The following is a 16,804-nucleotide window of genomic DNA, read 5'->3' as shown; positions in this document are numbered from 1 at the left end:
ACCCGCGCGGGTAGCCGCAGGTCGCGCCGTGCCAAGCTTGGTTTCATGCAGCCTTCCGCCCCGCAGTACGACGAACGACTGACCGCGCCCCGCTCCTGGTGGCTGATCGCCGCGCTCATCGGGGTCTCCGGCGGTCTGATCCTGATGCCGCTGGGGCCCGTGCCGATGCTCGGCGGCCTGATCGTCGCGGCGGCCGTGGCCTCGGTCGCGGTGTCCTCGTACGGCTCGGCGCGCGTCCGGGTGGTGGCCGGCTCGCTGGTCGCGGGTGACGCCAGGATCCCGGTGTCGGCGCTGGGTGCGGCGGAGGTGCTGGACGCCGAGGAGGCGCGCGCCTGGCGCACGCACAAGGCGGACCCGCGCGCCTACATGCTGCTGCGGAGCTACATCCCGTCGGCGCTGCGGGTCGAGATCGTCGACCCGGCCGACCCGACGCCGTACGTGTACGTCTCCAGCCGGAATCCGCAGGCCCTGGCCGCGGCGCTGGAGGACGTGCGCGACGCGGCCTGATCCGCCCCCGGGGGCTCGGCCCCGCTAGAACTCGAGCCGCTTGGGATCGTCGGGCTGTTCGAGCGGGGGCAGCTGTGGAAGCGCGTCCCAGGGAATCTGGCGTTTGCGCAGATCCTTGCGGACGTGCTCGGCGAGCTTCTTGGTGTCGCGCCGGTTCATCACCGCGCCCACGGCGGCGCCGACCATGAAGGGCGCCAGGCTCGGCAGGTTGCGGACCAGACGCTTGGTGATCTGCTGGCGCAGCTCGCGCTTGAGCTGGCCCCCGAGGGCGGCGTTGAGCGTGGTCGGCTTCGTGATGTCGATGCCGCGCTCCTCCGACCAGGAGGTCAGATAGGCGGCCGAGCGCTGAGTGAGGTTCCCGGGGGGCCGCATGCCGTAGACCTCGTGGAGCTCGGCGATGAGCTTGAGCTCGATCGCCGCGACGCCGGTGATCTCGGCCGCCAGCTCGGCGGGCATGGCGGGGGGCACGGGCAGCATGGCGGCCGCGCCGATGCCGGCGCCCACGGTGGAGGTGGCGTTGGCCGCGCCGGAGATCAGCTTGTCGGCGATCTCCTCCGGCCCGAGGCCGGGGAACTGTTTGCGCAGGGTGGTCAGGTCCCGCACGGGTACGCGTGGTGCGTTCTCGATGATCCGGTCGGCGAGATGGCCGATACCGGCCTTTACCCTCTCTCCGCCCTTCTTCACGCCGCGCCGGACGGCGTCGAGCCGGGCCCCGCCGGAGGCGGAGGCGGGCTTGGTACCGCGCCGGCCGGCCCCGAGGCGCCGGGCCAGAACACCGGACCGCTTGGTGACGGCCCGATCCTTCCCGGTCGCGTCGGCTGCTTCGGCCGCGTCTGCTGGTTCAGCCGCTTCGGCTGCTTGGGCTGCTTCGAGCGAGGCCGTCAGGCCCCGCTCGTCGTCGGGTGCGCCATGGGAGGGCAGGAGGGCGGAGTTCCCGGCCTCCTCGGGCGCGGGTGCGCCCTCGGCCGGGGCTGTGCCGCCCTGGTGCGTCTCCGGCGCCCCAGGGAGCCGGAACCGCCGTTTCCTGAACGGTGAGTCGCCTGCCACGGCCGACCGGACCTAGTCGCAGTCGCGGCAGATCGGCTGGCCGTTCTTCTCCCGTGCCAGCTGGCTGCGGTGGTGCACGAGGAAGCAGCTCATGCAGGTGAACTCGTCGGCCTGCTTGGGCAGGACCCGGACGGCCAGCTCCTCGTTGGAGAGGTCTGCTCCGGGCAGCTCCAGGCCCTCTGCGGCCTCGAACTCGTCGACGTCGACCGTCGAGGTGGACTTGTCGTTCCGGCGGGCCTTCAGTTCCTCAAGGCTGTCCGAATCGACGTCGTCATCGGTCTTGCGTGGGGTGTCGTAATCCGTTGCCATGTCGCTCTCCCCCTCTGGGTGGTTGCGGTGTCTCCAGCGCACGTAACGCGTGAGAGGCCGGACTTGTGCCCGACCCGAGGCGGAGATTTTGCCTCACATCAAGGTCTGTTACTCAATCGACACCCAACCGGACCCCTCAAGAGTGATCAGGTTTGGGTGGCGAACCGGACCGTACACGGTCCGTTGCCGCACTTCACAGGCGTCACCCCGTGTACTTCCCGTGATCTGGACCCCCGGAAACCCGGACTTTTCCTGGTTTTCCGGCGAGGTTCTTGATCACGGAGAGTAGAGATACATAAATCCGCTCTTGTGATCGATCACACACGGACGTTCCGGGAACGGGTCCTGAAAATTCCGCGCAAAGCGAACTGCTTGGACGGCTCGCGCGGGGCGTCAGACCGGCAGGGTGACACGCATCACGAGACCTCCGCCCTCTCGGGGCTCCGCGATGATACGGCCACCGTGGGCCCGCGCGACGGATCGGGCGATCGACAGGCCGAGTCCGACGCCCTTGTCGCTGCCGGTCCGCTCCTGCCTCAGCCGGGTGAACGGCTCGAAGAGGTTGTCGATCTCGTACGCGGGAACCACTGGTCCCGTGTTCGAGACCACCATGACCGCCTGGCCGTGCTGGACCTCGGTGGTGACCTCCGCCCAGCCGCCTTCGGGAATGTTGTACCGCACCGCGTTCTGGATCAGGTTCAGCGCGATCCTCTCCAGGAGCACGCCGTTGCCCTGGACGACGGCGGGCGCCCGCTCCCCGCGGATCTCGACGCCCTTGTCGTCCGCCTCACCCCTGACCTGGTCGAGGGCGCGCGAGGCGACCTCGGCGAGGTCGACCGGCTTGCGCTCGACGGTCTGGTTGTCGCTGCGGGCGAGCAGCAGCAGCCCCTCCACCAGCTGCTCGCTGCGCTCATTGGTGGCCAGCAGGGTCTTGCCGAGCTGCTGGAGCTCCGTGGGGGCGCCTGGGTCGGAGAGGTGGACCTCCAGGAGCGTGCGGTTGATCGCGAGCGGGGTGCGCAGCTCGTGGGAGGCGTTGGCGACGAATCGTTGCTGCGCGGTGAAGGCGCGCTCCAGCCGGTCCAGCATCTCGTCGAAGGTGTCCGCGAGCTCCTTGAGCTCGTCGTCCGGGCCGTCCAGCTCGATCCTGCGACTGAGGTCGGATCCGGCCACCTGCCGCGCGGTACGGGTGATCCGACCGAGCGGGGACAGGACGCGGCCGGCCATGGCGTAGCCGAAGGCGAAGGCGATGATGCTGAGGCCGAGCAGGGCGAAGAGGGAGCGGCGCAGCAGGTCGTCGAGGGCCAGCTCGCGCTGGTGCTGGAGGCAGGCCGACACCGCCTGGCTGAACTGCTCGCCCGTGCCGGCGTCGGGCAGCACGCACCAGGAGGTCGTGGCCGTGACCTCACCCTTGACGATCTTGAACGGCAGATCGCCGGCGCTGATGTTCAGCGCCTGCGCGGTGAGCAGATAGATGATCGACAGCAGCAGGATGCCGGCGATCAGGAACATCCCGCCGTACAGCAGCGTGAGCCTTATCCGGATCGTCGGCCGCAGCAGCGGGCGCACCGGGTCCCGGGGGTCCCAGGTCGGTTTCGGGGGCGCCTGCGGCGGCGCGGGAGTCGTGGCCACGGATCAGATCCGGTAGCCGGAGCCGGGGACGGTGACGATCACCGGCGGCTCGCCCAGCTTGCGGCGCAGTGTCATGACGGTGACGCGTACGACGTTGGTGAACGGGTCGGTGTTCTCGTCCCAGGCCTTCTCCAGGAGCTGCTCGGCCGAGACGACGGCCCCCTCGCTGCGCATCAGGACCTCCAGCACCGCGAACTCCTTGGGTGCGAGCTGGATCTCCCTGCCCTCGCGGAAGACCTCGCGGCGGTTGGGGTCGAGCTTGATGCCGGCGCGCTCCAGGACGGGGGGCAGCGGCACGGTCGTACGCCGCCCCAGGGCCCGCACACGGGCGGTGAGCTCGCTGAAGGCGAAGGGCTTGGGGAGGTAGTCGTCGGCGCCCAGTTCGAGGCCCTCGACGCGGTCGCTGACGTCGCCCGAGGCGGTGAGCATCAGGACGCGGGTCGCCATGCCGAGCTCGACGATCTTGCGGCAGACGTCGTCGCCGTGGATCAGCGGGAGGTCCCGGTCGAGTACGACGACGTCGTAGTCGTTGACCCCGATCCGCTCCAGCGCCGCGGCGCCGTCGTACACGACGTCGACGGCCATGGCCTCCCGGCGCAGTCCGGTGGCCACCGCATCGGCGAGCAGCTGCTCGTCCTCGACGACGAGTACGCGCACGTCGTTGTTCCTTCCTCCGAGCCCGGCTCCGGGCTGATCGTGGGCACTGACTGTGCGTGTCCATCCTGCCCCGAACGCGCGTAAACCGGCTGTAAGGCGGCCGGGACCGGGGGCCCTCGAAGGCGGCGCGAGGCCGGGGCCCGGGCGGCCCCGCGCACGCCCGGCCCGGGGAATTCATCGGATTCCCCGACCAGTTGAGGTTTCTCTGAGGAACGGCTTGGGGAGGACGACTGCACACCCGCGATCACGCCCTGTATGTGGCACACCACTAACCGCTCTGTCCCCCAGAGGTGCGGGCGTGATCCATCACCCTCGGCACACCCCCGTGCCACCGACCCATGACGAGGGGGCGCACGATGGACGCTTTCACGGCAGGACTGCTGCAGCGCATAAGGACCACGGAAACCGACCTGACGCGGGCTCGCGACGCGGGCGACGACTTCCTGGCGGAGGTGGAGCAGGCGGAGCTGGAGGACCTGCGCCGTCTCGCCGCCGAACATGGTGTGGAGGTCGGCGCCGCGAGCGTCTGACAGGACGCGTGGGGCCCCGCTGTCACGGGATGACAGCGGGGCCCTTTCGCGTGCTCAGGGGCCGCTGAAGGGCCCCTCACGGCCCTGTGGAGGCCCTTCGACGTCGGTCACGCTAGTCGTGCCAGGCGCCGAACTCGTCCAGGAGCTCCTGGAGGGGTTCGAAGACACCCGGGGATGCGGCGACCGTCAGGTCCCACGAAGGCGGCTCGCCGGGACGGCCGCCGGTGAGGGCTCCGGCCTCGCGGGCGATGAGATCACCCGCCGCCAGGTCCCAGGGGTGCAGTCCCCGCTCGTAGTACCCGTCCAGCCGGCCCGCCGCGACATCGCACAGGTCGACGGCCGCCGAGCCGCTGCGGCGGATGTCGCGCAGGCGTGGGACGAGGCGCTGGGCGACGTCGGCCTGGTGGGTGCGGACCGCGGTCACGTAGTTGAAGCCGGTGGACACCAGCGCCTGGTCCAGGGGCGGCGCCGGGCGGCGGCAGTGCAGTGCCCGGTCACCGAGGAAGGCGCCCGCGCCGAGGACGGCGTGGTACGTCTCCCCGCGCATGGGCGCCTCGACGACTCCGACGACCGTCTCGCCCTGCCACTGGGCGGCGATGGAGACCGCCCAGGTCGGCAGCCCGTAGAGGTAGTTCACGGTGCCGTCGAGCGGGTCGATCACCCAGCGGACGCCACTGGTGCCCGGGCTCGCGGCGCCCTCCTCGCCGAGGAAGCCGTCCTCCGGGCGGTGCTCGGCGAGGAAGCCGGTGATCAGCTTCTCGGCGGCGATGTCCATCTCCGTGACGACGTCGATGGGGCTCGACTTGGTCGCGGCGACGGCGAGGTCGTCGGGGCGGCCGTCACGCAGCAGGGCGCCGGCCCGCCGTGCGGCCTCCAGGGCGAGTCCGAGCAGTTCTGCCCGCAGCGAGTCGGTCGCGGCGTCCGCGGGCAGGTACGGGTGGTGTGCGCCGCTCACGCGGCCGGCGCGGCTCATGCGTACGGACTGTCTGCGCCGGCCGCGGCGGGCCGCTCCACGCGGGCCGGGCAGCAGTCGATGGGGCACAGGTCGTGCGAGGCGCCCAGCGAGCCGAGCGCGCAGCGCTCCACCCGCGTTCCACGCTCGCTCGCCGCGCGTTCCAGAACCAGCTCGCGGACGGCGGCGGCGTACCGGGGATCCGCGCCGACCGTCGCCGAGCGCCGCACCGGCAGCCCGAGTTCCGCGGCCTTCGCGGTCGCCTCGGTGTCCAGGTCGTACAGGACCTCCATGTGGTCCGAGACGAAGCCGATGGGCACCATCACGGCCGCGGGGGCGCCGGCGCCGTGCAGCTCCTCCAGGTGGTCACAGATGTCCGGCTCCAGCCACGGGATGTGCGGGGCGCCGCTGCGCGACTGGTAGACGAGCCGCCAGGGGTGGGCGATCCCGGTCTCCTCCCGCACGGCCTCCGCGACCAGGCGCGCGACCTCCAGGTGCTGCCGGACGTACGCACCCCCGTCGCCGTGCTCCTCCACGGGGCCCGACGAGTCGGCCGCGGAGTCGGGGATGGAGTGCGTGGTGAAGGCGAGGTGGGCGCCCGAGCGCACGGACTCGTCGAGCTCACCGAGCGACTTCAGGACGCCCTCGACCATGGGGCCTACGAAGCCGGGGTGGTTGAAGTAGTGCCGGAGCTTGTCGACCCGGGGCAGCGGCAGCCCCTCGGCCTCCAGCTCGGAGAGGGAGTCGGCGAGGTTCTCCCGGTATTGGCGGCACCCGGAGTAGGAGGCGTAGGCGCTGGTGGCGAGGACGGCGATGTGGCGGCGCCCGTCGGTGACCATCTCGCGGAGCGTGTCGGTGAGGTACGGCGCCCAGTTCCGGTTTCCCCAGTAGACCGGCAGGTCGAGTCCGGCCTGCGCGAAGTCCTTGCGCAGCGCGTCGAGCAGCGCGCGGTTCTGGTCGTTGATCGGGCTGACGCCGCCGAAGAGGAAGTAGTGCCGGCCGACCTCCTTGAGCCGCTCCTTGGGGATGCCTCGGCCACGGGTCACGTTCTCCAGGAACGGCACCACGTCGTCCGGTCCCTCCGGACCGCCGAAGGAGAGCAGCAGAAGGGCGTCGTACGGGGCTGGATCGAGCTGATCGGACATGGATCGATCCTCCCACCAGCCACTGACAGGCGGACAACCGGCAGACCCCGCAGGGTGGAAAGCGGGAGAAAGCGGTGGCCGGAAAAGGCCGTGGCCGCTCTGACTTCAACACCGTAGGCTTTAGCAATTAATTGACACGTGTTGAACGGAAGCCCGGAGAGCTCCTTGCCCAGTCCCTACCGCGCGATCTTCGCCGCCCCCGGCACGAAGGCGTTCTCCCTGGCCGGCTTCTTCGGCCGGATGCCCCTGTCCATGATGGGCATCGGCATCGTCACGATGATCTCGCAGCTCACCGGTCGCTACGCGCTCGCCGGCGGCCTCACCTTCGTCCTGGCCATGTCCGCCGCCGCGGTCGGCCCGCAGATCTCCCGGCTCGTCGACCGCCACGGCCAGCGCCGGGTGCTGCGCCCGGCGGCCCTGGTCTCCGTCGCCGCCGTCGCCGGTCTGCTGCTCTGCGCACAGCAGGGCGCCCCGGACTGGACGCTGTTCGTCTTCTCCGCCGGCGTCGGCTGTGTGCCGAGCATCGGCGCCATGACCCGGGCCCGCTGGGCGGAGATCTACCGGGGCTCGCCGCGCGAACTGCACACGGCGTACTCCTGGGAGTCGATCGCCGACGAGGTGTGCTTCATCCTCGGCCCGATCATCTCCATCGGGCTCTCCACCACCTGGTTCCCCGAGGCGGGCCCGCTGCTCGCCGCCGCGTTCCTCGTGGTCGGCGTCTTCTGGCTGACGGCCCAGCGCGCCACCGAGCCCGTCCCGCATCCGCACGAGCACGACAGCGGCGGCTCGGCGCTGCGCTCCCCCGGCCTGCAAGTGCTCGCGCTGGCCTTCGTCGCCACCGGCGCGATCTTCGGCTCGATCGATCTCGTGACGGTCGCCTTCGCCGAGGAGCAGGGCAACAAGCCGGCGGCGAGCCTGGTCCTCGCGGTCTACGCCCTCGGTTCCTGTCTGGCCGGAGCGGTCTTCGGGCTGCTGCACCTCAAGAGCGAGCCGTCCCGCCGGTGGCTCCTGGGCGTCTGTGCGATGGCCGTGAGTATGATCCCCCTCCTACTGGCCGGGAACCTGCCGTTGCTGGCCGTGGCGCTCTTTGTCGCGGGCCTGTCCATCGCACCGACGATGGTGACCACCATGGCCCTCGTCGAAGCGCACGTACCGCGCACCAAGCTGACCGAGGGCATGACCTGGACCGGTACCGGGCTCGCGATCGGCGTGGCGCTCGGCTCCTCGGCCGCCGGCTGGGTGGTCGACGCGTTCGGGGCGAAGGCGGGGTACGTGGTGCCTGTGGTCTCGGGAGCGCTCACGGTCGCGGTGGGCGTCCTGGGGTACCGCCGGCTGTGCAGGCCGGTGCCGACTCGGGAGGGGCAGCGTGAGCGGGAGCACGAAGACGGCGAGCAGCACGTGGCGTAACTGGGCGGGGACGGTGACCGCGCGGCCGGTACGGGAAGCGAGCCCCGCCTCTGTCGAGGAACTGGCCGCGACCGTGCGGCGGGCCGCCGAGGACGGTCTGCGGGTCAAGACGGTGGGTACGGGGCACTCCTTCACCGCGATAGCCGCCACCGACGGGGTACTGATCCGCCCCGACCTGCTCACCGGAATCCGGCGGATCGACCGCGACGAGATGACCGTGACCGTGGAGTCGGGCACTCCGCTCAAGCGGCTGAACGTCGCCCTGGCCCGCGAGGGTCTCTCGCTCACGAACATGGGCGACATCATGGAGCAGACGGTCGCCGGCGCGGTCTCGACCGGGACGCACGGCACCGGCCGGGAGTCCGCGTCGATCGCCGCGCAGATCCGGGGACTTGAGCTGGTGACGGCGGACGGCTCGCTGCTGACCTGCTCCGAGAAGGAGAACCCCGAGGTGTTCGCGGCCGCACGGATCGGCCTGGGCGCCCTCGGCGTCATCACCGCGATCACCTTCGCCGTGGAGCCGGTCTTCCTGCTCACCGCGCGCGAGGAGCCGATGACCTTCGACAAGGTCACCTCCGAGTTCGACGCGCTGCACGCGGAGAACGAGCACTTCGAGTTCTACTGGTTCCCCCACACGGGCAACTGCAACACCAAGCGCAACAACCGCAGCGCGGGTCCCGCAGCCCCGCCCGGACGGGTCGGCGCCTGGATCGACGACGAGCTGCTGTCCAACGGGCTCTTCCAGGTGGTCTGTTCGCTCGGCCGCGCGGTCCCAGCGACGATCCCGGCGATCGCCAAGCTCTCCAGCCGCGCGCTGTCCGCCCGGACGTACACGGACATCCCCTACAAGGTCTACACATCGCCGCGCCGGGTGCGCTTCGTGGAGATGGAGTACGCACTGCCGCGCGAGGCGGCCGTCGCCGCGCTGCGCGAGGTGAAGGCGATGGTCGAGCGCTCACCGTTGAAGATCAGCTTCCCGGTGGAGGTCCGCACCGCCCCCGCCGACGACATCACGCTCTCCACCGCGTCGGGCCGGGAGACCGCCTACATCGCCGTGCACCTCTACAAGGGCACGCCCCATCGCGCCTACTTCACCGCGGTGGAGCGCATCATGACGGCGCACGGCGGCCGTCCGCACTGGGGCAAGGTGCATACGCGGGACGCCGCGTACCTCGCCGATGTCTATCCGCGCTTCGGCGAGTTCACGACGCTGCGCGACCGGCTGGACCCGGACCGCCGGTTCGGGAACGACTACCTGCGGCGGGTCCTGGGCGACTGACGCTCACCGCGCGGCCGGAGGCGGGCTCGGCGAACCGGCTCCGCCCGCGACACCCGCGTCACCGCTCGAAGGCTGCGTGGGTGTGGCCGTCGAGGGGGGAGTCGGCGTGGCCGTCGGGGCCGGGCCCGTCGTGGGGTCGTCGCTCGCCGACGGCGAGGGCGTCGGATCGTCCGGCGTGGGGCTTGCGTTCCGGCCGGCGCCGTCACCCGCGCTCCCGGCCGAACTCCCCTCCTGCGACCGGTCGTCGTCCGTCCCCGGCGTTCTGCCTGCCTCCCGCCGCGAGCCGCCGCCGGGCGTCTTCCGCGGGGCGTCGGTCGACGGCGCGTTCGCGCCGTGGTCATCCCGAACGACCGAGGAGAAGGTGGTCGTCCCCTTGGTGCCGCTGAAGTCCTGACCGGAGATCAGTTCATAGCCGGTGATGCCCGCCATGGTGACGAGGAAGACGAGCGCGGCGGCGACGCCCGAGCGCTTCCAGCCCCGCACCCGGGTGCCGTGCGTGGTGGCCGCGCCGAAGTCCCCGCTGGAACCTCCACTCGGGGCGGACTCCTCACCGGGGGCGCGGGCCTCGGCGCGCGGCGAGCAACGGACCGGCTCCCGGCGGCCCTTCGGCCTCACCTGGACGGAGACTTCGCGGAGCTGCTCACCGGTCCGTTTGAACAGATGCTGGAAGACCGTGCCGCCGCAGGTCGCCACGACGCTGATCACTCCAGCGCCGAGGATCGTGCCGTACACCCCCAGGTTGGAGGCGAGTTTGGCGGCCACGACGGCGGCGACGGCGCTGCCCGAGACCTGGGCGACGCTCAGCTCGAGCCGCTTCGTCTTCCCCGACTCCCCTTCCGGTTCTGTCCGTTCTGCCCCCGTGTCCGGCTTCCGATGCATCTCCAACCCCTGCTTGCCCATCTGTCCGGCTGTGCACCCAGAAGGGACTTTTGGGCGAAGGGAATGGTTCCGATTCCGGTGTTTCCGTGAAGGACGACACGCACTTCGGTGACGCCCGGCATTCAACTCCCGTACCCGGGGAGAAGTTCGGCGGCGCGGCGGTCCACCCAGGTGGCCCGAATGGAGTACTGTGGCGAGCCCTGGGTCCGGCTCCTGCGTGGGGGTCCGGAACCGGCGGAAGGGGGCCGAAAGTGGCACTCGAACCGGCGGCGCCGCGGCAACGCACGGGCGCCTGCTGCGCAGAGTGACGATCCAGTCACTCTGCGTCGCAAATAGGTAACCGTGCCATAACGGCGTTCCAGGGCCCATGCCCGACACGCCGGGCAACTCGGCAATGTTGTGGCAGGCTGCACCCGGGCAGGCCACACTCGACTAGCGGAAGCAGCGACGCACGTGACGTCGGCAGGCACCACCCGGGAGGTCCCCATGCCCGAACTGCGTGTCGTGGCCGTCTCCAACGACGGCACACGACTGGTGCTGAAGGCTGCTGACAGCACGGAGTACACGCTTCCGATCGACGAGCGGCTGCGCGCCGCCGTGCGCAACGACCGCGCGCGTCTCGGCCAGATCGAGATCGAGGTGGAGAGCCACCTCCGCCCGCGAGACATCCAGGCGCGGATACGTGCCGGAGCCTCCGCGGAAGAGGTCGCCCAGCTCGCCGGTATCCCCGTCGACCGTGTCCGGCGCTTCGAGGGGCCCGTACTCGCCGAGCGTGCCTTCATGGCCGAGCGCGCCCGCAAGACACCCGTGCGCAGGCCCGGCGAGAACACCGGCCCGCAGCTCGGGGAGGCGGTCCAGGAGCGGCTGCTGCTGCGCGGCGCCGACAAGGACACCGTGCAGTGGGACTCCTGGCGCCGTGACGACGGCACCTGGGAAGTCCTGCTCGTCTACCGGGTGGCCGGCGAAGTGCACACGGCGAGCTGGACGTATGACCCGCCGCGGCGGCTCGTCCAGGCCGTCGACGACGAGGCGCGGGCGCTGATCGGCGAGACCGACGACACCGTCGCGGTCGCTCCGGAGCCCAGCTTTCCGTTCGTACCGAGGATCGCCCGGCTGCCCAGGGACCGCCCGCTGGACCGGGCCCTCGACCGTCAGCTGGAGCGGCCGACGCCTGTCGCGCCCGCCGCGGAGGCGGAGGAGAGCACGGGCAGCGAGCGGGATTCGCTGACCAGTCTTCTGGAGGCGGTACCGAGCTTCCGGGGCGACCTGGTGGTACCGGACCGCCCGGCCGCGATCGAGCCGGTGCCGGAGCCGGACCAGGAGCCCGAGGCGGAGGAGCCGCCCGCGGCCTCGGCCGGCGCGGGCGCGGCGTACGCCGATGTGCTGATGCCGCGTGCGGTGAGCGGCCATCGGGATCGTCTGACCGGCACCACCGACCGCCAGGCGGAGGCGGACGGCGTCCGCCCGGGCCGCAGGGCGGCCGTCCCTAGCTGGGACGAGATCGTCTTCGGCACGCGCCGCAAGAAGCAGGAGTAACGGGCCGGCGAGTCCGCCCGTTCGGCGAAGGCCGGTGCCATGACGGCACCGGCCTTGGTCGTGGGGCGGGCGGGTCGGCCCTCGCGCTCGACCAAGGCTCCCGTGCCATGGCGGAACCGGCCTGCGCCATGGCACCGCGCGCGCCGGGGGGTCACGCGTGCCACATGACGCGACCTTCGCCGCCCCGCACGGCTCCGGGCCCGGTCCCGGCGGCCACGCGTCCCATGCGACACGGCCCCCGCCGCCCCCGCAGCTCTCGCGGGTACGACTCGGCAGGTCATACGTGCCTGCCACACCGCCGCCCCCGCCGCCCGCCCTGCTCCCGGTCCGGTACCGGCTGTCTCACGTGCCATGCCATCGACACGGTCCCCGCCGCTGCGCGCGGCTCCGATCCAGCGGTCACACATGCCATGCCACACTGCCGCCCCGCACTACCGCGGGTTCGGAACCGGCGTTCAGGCGTGCCATGTGACACGCCTCCCGCCGCCCCGCCTACTGCGGTTCCGGGCCCTTCGCCACCGGGCGGGACTCGTCGCTCGACCATTCCGACCAGGAGCCCGCGTACAGCGCCGCCGGGAAGCCCGCGATTTCCAGGGCGAGGACCTCGTGGGCTCCGGAGACGCCCGAGCCGCAGTAGACGCCGATCTCGCTGCCGGCCGCGCCCAGGCCCTTGAAGCGTTCGGCGAGTTCGGCGGCCGGGCGGAACCGGCCGTCCGCCTCGACGTTCTCCGTCGTCGGTGCCGAGACGGCGCCCGGAATGTGCCCGCCGACCCGGTCCAGCGGCTCGACGTCACCCCGGTAACGCTCCTCCGCCCGCGCGTCGAGCAGCAGACCCCTGCGGGCCAGCGCCGCGGCCCCGTCCGCGTCGAGCAGGACCGCCGGGTCGGGTACCGGCTGGAAGTCGCCCTCCTCGGGAGAGGGAATCTCCGTCGAGAGGGGACCGGACCAGGCCGCGAGGCCGCCGTCGAGGACCCGTACCGACGGGTGCCCCGTCCATCGCAGCAGCCACCAGGCGCGCGCCGCGGCCCAGCCCTGCCCGCCGTCGTACGCGACGACCGGGGTTCCGGCGCGGACGCCGGCCCGGCGCATCACCGCGCCGAACACGGCGAGGTCGGGCAGGGGGTGGCGCCCGCCCGCTCCGGGCGGCCCGGCGAGTTCGGCGTCGAGGTCGATGTAGACGGCACCGGGAATGTGCCCCGCTTCGTAGGCGGCGCGCCCGTCGAACGGGGCGGCTCCGGCCGCCTTGGCCATGGACAGCTGCCAGCGGACGTCGAGGAGCACCGGAGGATACGCCCCTGCCGACTCGCCTGCGACTTCGTCTGCGGTGATGATGGGGTTCATGGGTGCCATCCTCGCGCAGTGGTGGGCCGGGGCGACCATGCCCGTCCGGGCGTAACGACGGCGAAGCGGATGGGACGCCGAAAATCCGGGCCTCCTCCCGGCGGTATCGCGCCAAAAGCGGCGCGGCCAGGGAGCGCTCGGTGCCGGGTGGTGGAACCATCTGGACGTGGGAAATCCCCGCGTCGCCAGGGCGCAGGGCCCGCATCCGTCCCGTACGACGGCGGCGCGCACCAGTCCCCGCGCACGGCCACCACATGGTCCGAGGAGAGTGTGACGATGACCGAGGCGACTCGGCACACGCCCGGCACGCCCTGCTGGGTGAGTCTGATGGTGCACGGCCTTGACTCGACCCAGGATTTCTACGCGCGATTGTTCGGGTGGGAGTTCCGCCCCGGGCCGCAGCAACTGGGGCCGTACGTCCGCGCGCTCCTCGACGGCAATGAGGTCGCCGGTATCGGACGGCTGCCGGCGGACCGGCATCTGCCGGTCGCATGGACCCCCTATCTCGCCACGGACGACGCCGACGAGACGGCGGAGGCGATCCGGGGCTGCGGAGGAACCGTGGCTGTCGGACCGCTGGACGCGGAGGACGCGGGGCGGCTCGCCATCTGCTCCGATCCCGGTGGGGCGGTGTTCGGCGTGTGGCAGGCCGCCGCGCACGCCGGCACGGCGGTGGCAGGCGTCCCCGGCGCCCCGGCCTGGAACGAGCTGCTGACACCGGAGACCTCGATGGTCGCCAAGTTCTACGAGACGGTCTTCGGGTACGAGAGCGAGCCGGTCGTCTCGGCCGACTTCGACTATGTGACGCTGCACGTGAAGGGGCGCCCGGTGGCCTCGCTGCACGGCGTCGGCAACGCCCCTCCGCACGGCCGGGGCGCCCACTGGATGACGTACTTCGAGGTCGCCGACACCGACGCCACCGCCCGGCTGATCACCGACCTCGGCGGTCAGGTGCTGCGGCCGCCCAGGGAGGGCACCAGTGGCCGGCTGGCCACTGTCGCCGACCCGGAGGGCGCGGTGTTCACGATCGTGCGGTCGGCCGCCCGCTGAGCGCGGTGGAGTCCTCGACGGGCAGGACGTCCGGGGAGAGGGCCGCCGCATGGGCGGTCGCCGCGGTCATCCTTCGCCGGTGGTGGCGGCGGCAGAGCACCTCGTAGCCGATCTCGTCGACGCCGTTGACATCACCGACGACGACCTGCGCGCCCTCGAGGACCATCCGGCCGCCGACGGTCCGCGCGTTGTGCGTGGCGCGGGCGCCGCACCAGCACAGGGCCTCGACCTGGAGGACCTCGACCCGGTCGGCCAGTTCGACGAGCCGCTGGGAGCCCGGGAAGAGCTTGGAGCGGAAGTCGGTCGTGATGCCGAAGGCGAAGACGTCGAGATCGAGGTCGTCGACGACCCGGGCGAGCTGGTCGATCTGCTCCGGGGCGAGGAACTGCGCCTCGTCCGCGATGACGTAGTCGCAACGCCCGCCCTTGGAGAGCCGGTCGACGAGGTACGCGTAGAAGTCGAAGCCCTCGGCGGCCTCGACGGCGTCGGTGACCAGGCCGAGGCGGGAGGAGAGCTTGCCCTCGCCCGCGCGGTCGTCCCGCGTGAAGATCATGCCCTGCAGGCCCCGGGCGGACCGGTTGTGCTCGATCTGCAGAGCGAGGGTGCTCTTTCCGCAGTCCATCGTTCCGGAGAAGAACACCAGCTCGGGCATGGGAGGGTGAGGACCTTTCGGGTCTGTCGCGGATCGGGTCGGCGGTGCCCGCGCAGCGGCGTGGGAAGGGTTACGAGCGTACTTCGAGCAGGGGCACCAGCTGCTCGACGGCGGTCATCGAGCCGTGCACCCCGACCATCGCCGACTCGTGCGGCTCATTGACGGAGGCGGTGATCACGACGTCGTCGCAGGCGGCGGCGACGACATCGCCGATCCTGCCGTGGACCCGATCGTCGACCTCGTCCCCGAACCAGCCGAGCGAGATCGCCTCGTCGCGGCTCGCCACCCAGAACTGCTCGCCGAGCACCTCGCGCCAGCAGGTCAGGACGTCGTTCTCGGCGCCGGGCACGGCATAGACATGACGCGCCCGGCCCTCGCCGCCCAGCAGGGCGACGCCGGCCCGCAGCTCCCAGTCCTCGTCGAAGTCGATCCGCGACCGCTCGTCGAAGGGGATGTCGATCATGCCGTGGTCGGCGGTGACATAGAGCGCCGAGCGGGGCGGGAGCTGCTCGGCGAGGCGCTGGACGAGCCGGTCGACGAACATCAGCTGTCCGCGCCAGGCGTCCGAGTCGACGCCGAAGCGGTGTCCGGCGCCGTCCAGCTCGCTGTAGTACGTGTACACCAGCGACCGGTCCCCGGCGGCGAGTTGCTCGGCGGCGAGGTCCATGCGCTCCTCGCCGGTGAGCCGCCCGTGAAACGTTCCGCCGGTCAGCGCGACCTTGGTGAGGGGGGTGTCCCGGAAGGCCGGGGACGAGACCTGGGCCGTGTACACGCCGGCCGCGTCGGCCAGCTCGAAGACGGTGGGGTACGGCTGCCACACCTTCGGCGGGGTCCACGGCCGCCAGCGGAGCTGGTTCATCAGCTCGCCGGTCCCGGGGTCGCGGACCGTGTAGCCGGGAAGTCCGTGGGTGCCGGGGAACCGTCCCGTTCCGACCGAGGCGAGGGAGGTCGCGGTGGTGGCGGGGAAGCCCGCGGTGATGGGGCGCCCGGTGCCGCCCCGGGAGCTGCCGAGGAGGGAGGTGAGGTAGGGCGCCTCGTCGGGGTGGGCCTTGATCTGTTCCCAGCCGAGACCGTCGATGAGGAACACGCAGTTCCGGTCGGCCGGAGTCAGTTCGCGGATCCGCGCGTCGAAGCCGGGAACCCCCTGGCCCGCGACGATCGTCGGCAGCACGTCGGCGAGCGAACCGAAGGAGTACTCCGGCACGGGCGCGGTGTCCAGGGCGAGCGGAACGGGGTCGTCCGGCCAGCCGGACGTCACGGCGGAGGGCTGAGCCATCAGCGGGTGACTCCGGTCGCCGGGGCGGCCGTGGCCGCGGTGGCCTCGGAGAGTGCCTGGGCGAAGGCGAGCGTCTGGCGGACGGTGTCCGGGCCGTCGCCGGCCTCGCTGACCCGCAGGCTCAGGTCGTCCGCGGTGGAGTTGCCGGTGTAGCCGTGGTCCGCGTCGCAGTTGGGGTCGCCGCAGGCGGCGGGCTCCAGGTCGATCCGGGAGACGGCGCCCCACCCGATGGTGAGGACGACCTCGCGGGGCAGGGTGCCCGGGGTGTACGACTCCGGGTTGGCGACGACCCGGCTGACCACGACCGACGAGATCCGGTCGAGCTTGACCGATTCGGTGGAGGTGGTCGCGTACGGCGTCGGGGAGGTGGTGTCGGCGTTCTGCTCGTCGGTGTGGCTGACGATGAACCGGTTGGCCGTCAGGACGAGCACGGTGACATGGCGGCGGACCTCGTTGGCGTCGAACGTGGTCTCCTGGTGCACCAGGTACGACGCGATCGGCTCGCCGCCTACGGCGGCCTCCACCGCCTCGGCCACGAGGGCCGGGTAATAGCCGCTGCGCTCGATCGCCGCGCGCAGCCCCTGGGTCGTCGTACCGGTCTTCGCCAT

At 71.7% G+C, this 16,804-nt stretch carries 17 protein-coding genes; 6 read left to right on the top strand and 11 right to left on the bottom strand.

The window, feature by feature from the left end:
• Positions 1–45: 45 nt before the first annotated feature.
• Positions 46–507, top strand: a complete 462-nt coding sequence (locus ACZ5VC_RS17485) for a DUF3093 domain-containing protein (protein WP_469120915.1) — start codon at positions 46–48, stop codon at positions 505–507.
• Positions 508–531: 24 nt separating this feature from the next.
• On the opposite strand, the gene ACZ5VC_RS17480 is transcribed toward ACZ5VC_RS17485, so the two are convergent.
• From ACZ5VC_RS17480 to ACZ5VC_RS17465, 4 genes are all read right to left on the bottom strand, one after another.
• Positions 532–1,554 (bottom strand): hypothetical protein, encoded by a 1,023-nt coding sequence (locus tag ACZ5VC_RS17480; RefSeq protein ID WP_469120914.1) that lies wholly within the window; start codon positions 1,552–1,554, stop codon positions 532–534.
• 12 nt (positions 1,555–1,566) lie between these two features.
• Entirely contained in the window at positions 1,567–1,863 is a 297-nt protein-coding gene (locus ACZ5VC_RS17475) for a DUF4193 domain-containing protein (RefSeq protein WP_003955561.1), read from the bottom strand.
• A 393-nt stretch (positions 1,864–2,256) separates the two neighbouring features.
• The gene (locus tag ACZ5VC_RS17470) at positions 2,257–3,492 is read right to left on the bottom strand and encodes a sensor histidine kinase (protein ID WP_469120913.1); all 1,236 of its coding nucleotides are present in this window, start codon (positions 3,490–3,492) and stop codon (positions 2,257–2,259) included.
• Between the two features lie 3 nt (positions 3,493–3,495).
• Positions 3,496–4,149 (bottom strand): response regulator transcription factor, encoded by a 654-nt coding sequence (locus tag ACZ5VC_RS17465; protein WP_468704520.1) that lies wholly within the window; start codon positions 4,147–4,149, stop codon positions 3,496–3,498.
• A gap of 356 nt (positions 4,150–4,505) precedes the next feature.
• Here ACZ5VC_RS17465 and ACZ5VC_RS17460 point away from each other — a divergent pair, with 356 nt between their 5' ends.
• Entirely contained in the window at positions 4,506–4,679 is a 174-nt protein-coding gene (locus tag ACZ5VC_RS17460) for a hypothetical protein (protein ID WP_469120912.1), read from the top strand.
• 112 nt (positions 4,680–4,791) lie between these two features.
• Here the strand turns inward: ACZ5VC_RS17460 and ACZ5VC_RS17455 are convergent, their stop codons facing one another.
• Together ACZ5VC_RS17455 and ACZ5VC_RS17450 are read right to left on the bottom strand one after the other, a co-directional pair.
• Positions 4,792–5,652: an inositol monophosphatase family protein gene (locus tag ACZ5VC_RS17455; RefSeq protein WP_469120911.1), complete on the bottom strand. Its 861-nt coding sequence runs from the start codon at positions 5,650–5,652 to the stop codon at positions 4,792–4,794.
• Complete coding sequence (locus tag ACZ5VC_RS17450) at positions 5,649–6,776, bottom strand: ferrochelatase (protein ID WP_469120910.1); 1,128 nt, start codon at positions 6,774–6,776, stop codon at positions 5,649–5,651. The genes ACZ5VC_RS17455 and ACZ5VC_RS17450 overlap by 4 nt, the downstream gene beginning before the upstream one ends.
• 165 nt (positions 6,777–6,941) lie before the next feature.
• On the opposite strand from ACZ5VC_RS17450, the gene ACZ5VC_RS17445 reads away from it, so the two are divergent.
• Both ACZ5VC_RS17445 and ACZ5VC_RS17440 read left to right on the top strand, forming a co-directional pair.
• Positions 6,942–8,183 (top strand): MFS transporter, encoded by a 1,242-nt coding sequence (locus tag ACZ5VC_RS17445; RefSeq protein ID WP_469120909.1) that lies wholly within the window; start codon positions 6,942–6,944, stop codon positions 8,181–8,183.
• A complete protein-coding gene (locus ACZ5VC_RS17440) occupies positions 8,143–9,462 on the top strand; it encodes a D-arabinono-1,4-lactone oxidase (protein WP_469120908.1) in 1,320 nt (439 codons plus the stop codon). Before ACZ5VC_RS17445 ends, ACZ5VC_RS17440 begins: the two co-directional genes overlap by 41 nt.
• 3 nt (positions 9,463–9,465) lie before the next feature.
• Here the strand turns inward: ACZ5VC_RS17440 and ACZ5VC_RS17435 are convergent, their stop codons facing one another.
• Positions 9,466–10,341: a hypothetical protein gene (locus tag ACZ5VC_RS17435; RefSeq protein ID WP_469120907.1), complete on the bottom strand. Its 876-nt coding sequence runs from the start codon at positions 10,339–10,341 to the stop codon at positions 9,466–9,468.
• Positions 10,342–10,827: 486 nt separating this feature from the next.
• Here ACZ5VC_RS17435 and sepH point away from each other — a divergent pair, with 486 nt between their 5' ends.
• Positions 10,828–11,877, top strand: a complete 1,050-nt coding sequence (gene sepH, locus ACZ5VC_RS17430; RefSeq protein WP_469120906.1) for a septation protein SepH — start codon at positions 10,828–10,830, stop codon at positions 11,875–11,877.
• Positions 11,878–12,369: 492 nt separating this feature from the next.
• Here the strand turns inward: sepH and ACZ5VC_RS17425 are convergent, their stop codons facing one another.
• Positions 12,370–13,218, bottom strand: a complete 849-nt coding sequence (locus ACZ5VC_RS17425) for a sulfurtransferase (protein WP_469120905.1) — start codon at positions 13,216–13,218, stop codon at positions 12,370–12,372.
• Positions 13,219–13,494: 276 nt separating this feature from the next.
• Between ACZ5VC_RS17425 and ACZ5VC_RS17420 the strand changes: the two genes are divergently transcribed.
• On the top strand, positions 13,495–14,268 hold the full coding sequence (locus ACZ5VC_RS17420; protein ID WP_469120904.1) for a VOC family protein: 774 nt from the start codon (positions 13,495–13,497) through the stop codon (positions 14,266–14,268).
• On the opposite strand, the gene ACZ5VC_RS17415 is transcribed toward ACZ5VC_RS17420, so the two are convergent.
• The 3 genes from ACZ5VC_RS17415 to ACZ5VC_RS17405 form a co-directional block, all read right to left on the bottom strand.
• Positions 14,240–14,920, bottom strand: a complete 681-nt coding sequence (locus tag ACZ5VC_RS17415) for a thymidine kinase (protein ID WP_469120903.1) — start codon at positions 14,918–14,920, stop codon at positions 14,240–14,242. The genes ACZ5VC_RS17420 and ACZ5VC_RS17415 overlap by 29 nt on opposite strands.
• A gap of 70 nt (positions 14,921–14,990) precedes the next feature.
• The gene (locus tag ACZ5VC_RS17410) at positions 14,991–16,196 is read right to left on the bottom strand and encodes an alkaline phosphatase family protein (protein ID WP_469120902.1); all 1,206 of its coding nucleotides are present in this window, start codon (positions 16,194–16,196) and stop codon (positions 14,991–14,993) included.
• Positions 16,196–16,804, bottom strand: a complete 609-nt coding sequence (locus ACZ5VC_RS17405; protein WP_469120901.1) for a DUF5998 family protein — start codon at positions 16,802–16,804, stop codon at positions 16,196–16,198. The genes ACZ5VC_RS17410 and ACZ5VC_RS17405 overlap by 1 nt, the downstream gene beginning before the upstream one ends.

The sequence above is a fragment of the Streptomyces sp. NPDC033174 genome (genome assembly GCF_055577795.1).
Note: the sequence above shows the minus strand (reverse complement) of the source record. Positions and strands in the feature narration are given on the sequence as shown.

Excerpts from the sequence above, each read along its gene's own strand:
- ACZ5VC_RS17410 (WP_469120902.1), bottom strand. The coding sequence starts at position 16,196 with ATGGCTCAGCCCTCCGCCGTGACGTCCGGCTGGCCGGACGACCCCGTT.
- ACZ5VC_RS17425 (WP_469120905.1), bottom strand. The coding sequence starts at position 13,218 with ATGAACCCCATCATCACCGCAGACGAAGTCGCAGGCGAGTCGGCAGGG.
- sepH (WP_469120906.1), top strand. The coding sequence starts at position 10,828 with ATGCCCGAACTGCGTGTCGTGGCCGTCTCCAACGACGGCACACGACTG.
- ACZ5VC_RS17455 (WP_469120911.1), bottom strand. The coding sequence starts at position 5,652 with ATGAGCCGCGCCGGCCGCGTGAGCGGCGCACACCACCCGTACCTGCCC.
- ACZ5VC_RS17460 (WP_469120912.1), top strand. The coding sequence starts at position 4,506 with ATGGACGCTTTCACGGCAGGACTGCTGCAGCGCATAAGGACCACGGAA.
- ACZ5VC_RS17415 (WP_469120903.1), bottom strand. The coding sequence starts at position 14,920 with ATGCCCGAGCTGGTGTTCTTCTCCGGAACGATGGACTGCGGAAAGAGC.
- ACZ5VC_RS17485 (WP_469120915.1), top strand. The coding sequence starts at position 46 with ATGCAGCCTTCCGCCCCGCAGTACGACGAACGACTGACCGCGCCCCGC.
- ACZ5VC_RS17475 (WP_003955561.1), bottom strand. The coding sequence starts at position 1,863 with ATGGCAACGGATTACGACACCCCACGCAAGACCGATGACGACGTCGAT.
- ACZ5VC_RS17450 (WP_469120910.1), bottom strand. The coding sequence starts at position 6,776 with ATGTCCGATCAGCTCGATCCAGCCCCGTACGACGCCCTTCTGCTGCTC.
- ACZ5VC_RS17420 (WP_469120904.1), top strand. The coding sequence starts at position 13,495 with ATGACCGAGGCGACTCGGCACACGCCCGGCACGCCCTGCTGGGTGAGT.
- ACZ5VC_RS17405 (WP_469120901.1), bottom strand. The coding sequence starts at position 16,804 with ATGGCGAAGACCGGTACGACGACCCAGGGGCTGCGCGCGGCGATCGAG.
- ACZ5VC_RS17435 (WP_469120907.1), bottom strand. The coding sequence starts at position 10,341 with ATGCATCGGAAGCCGGACACGGGGGCAGAACGGACAGAACCGGAAGGG.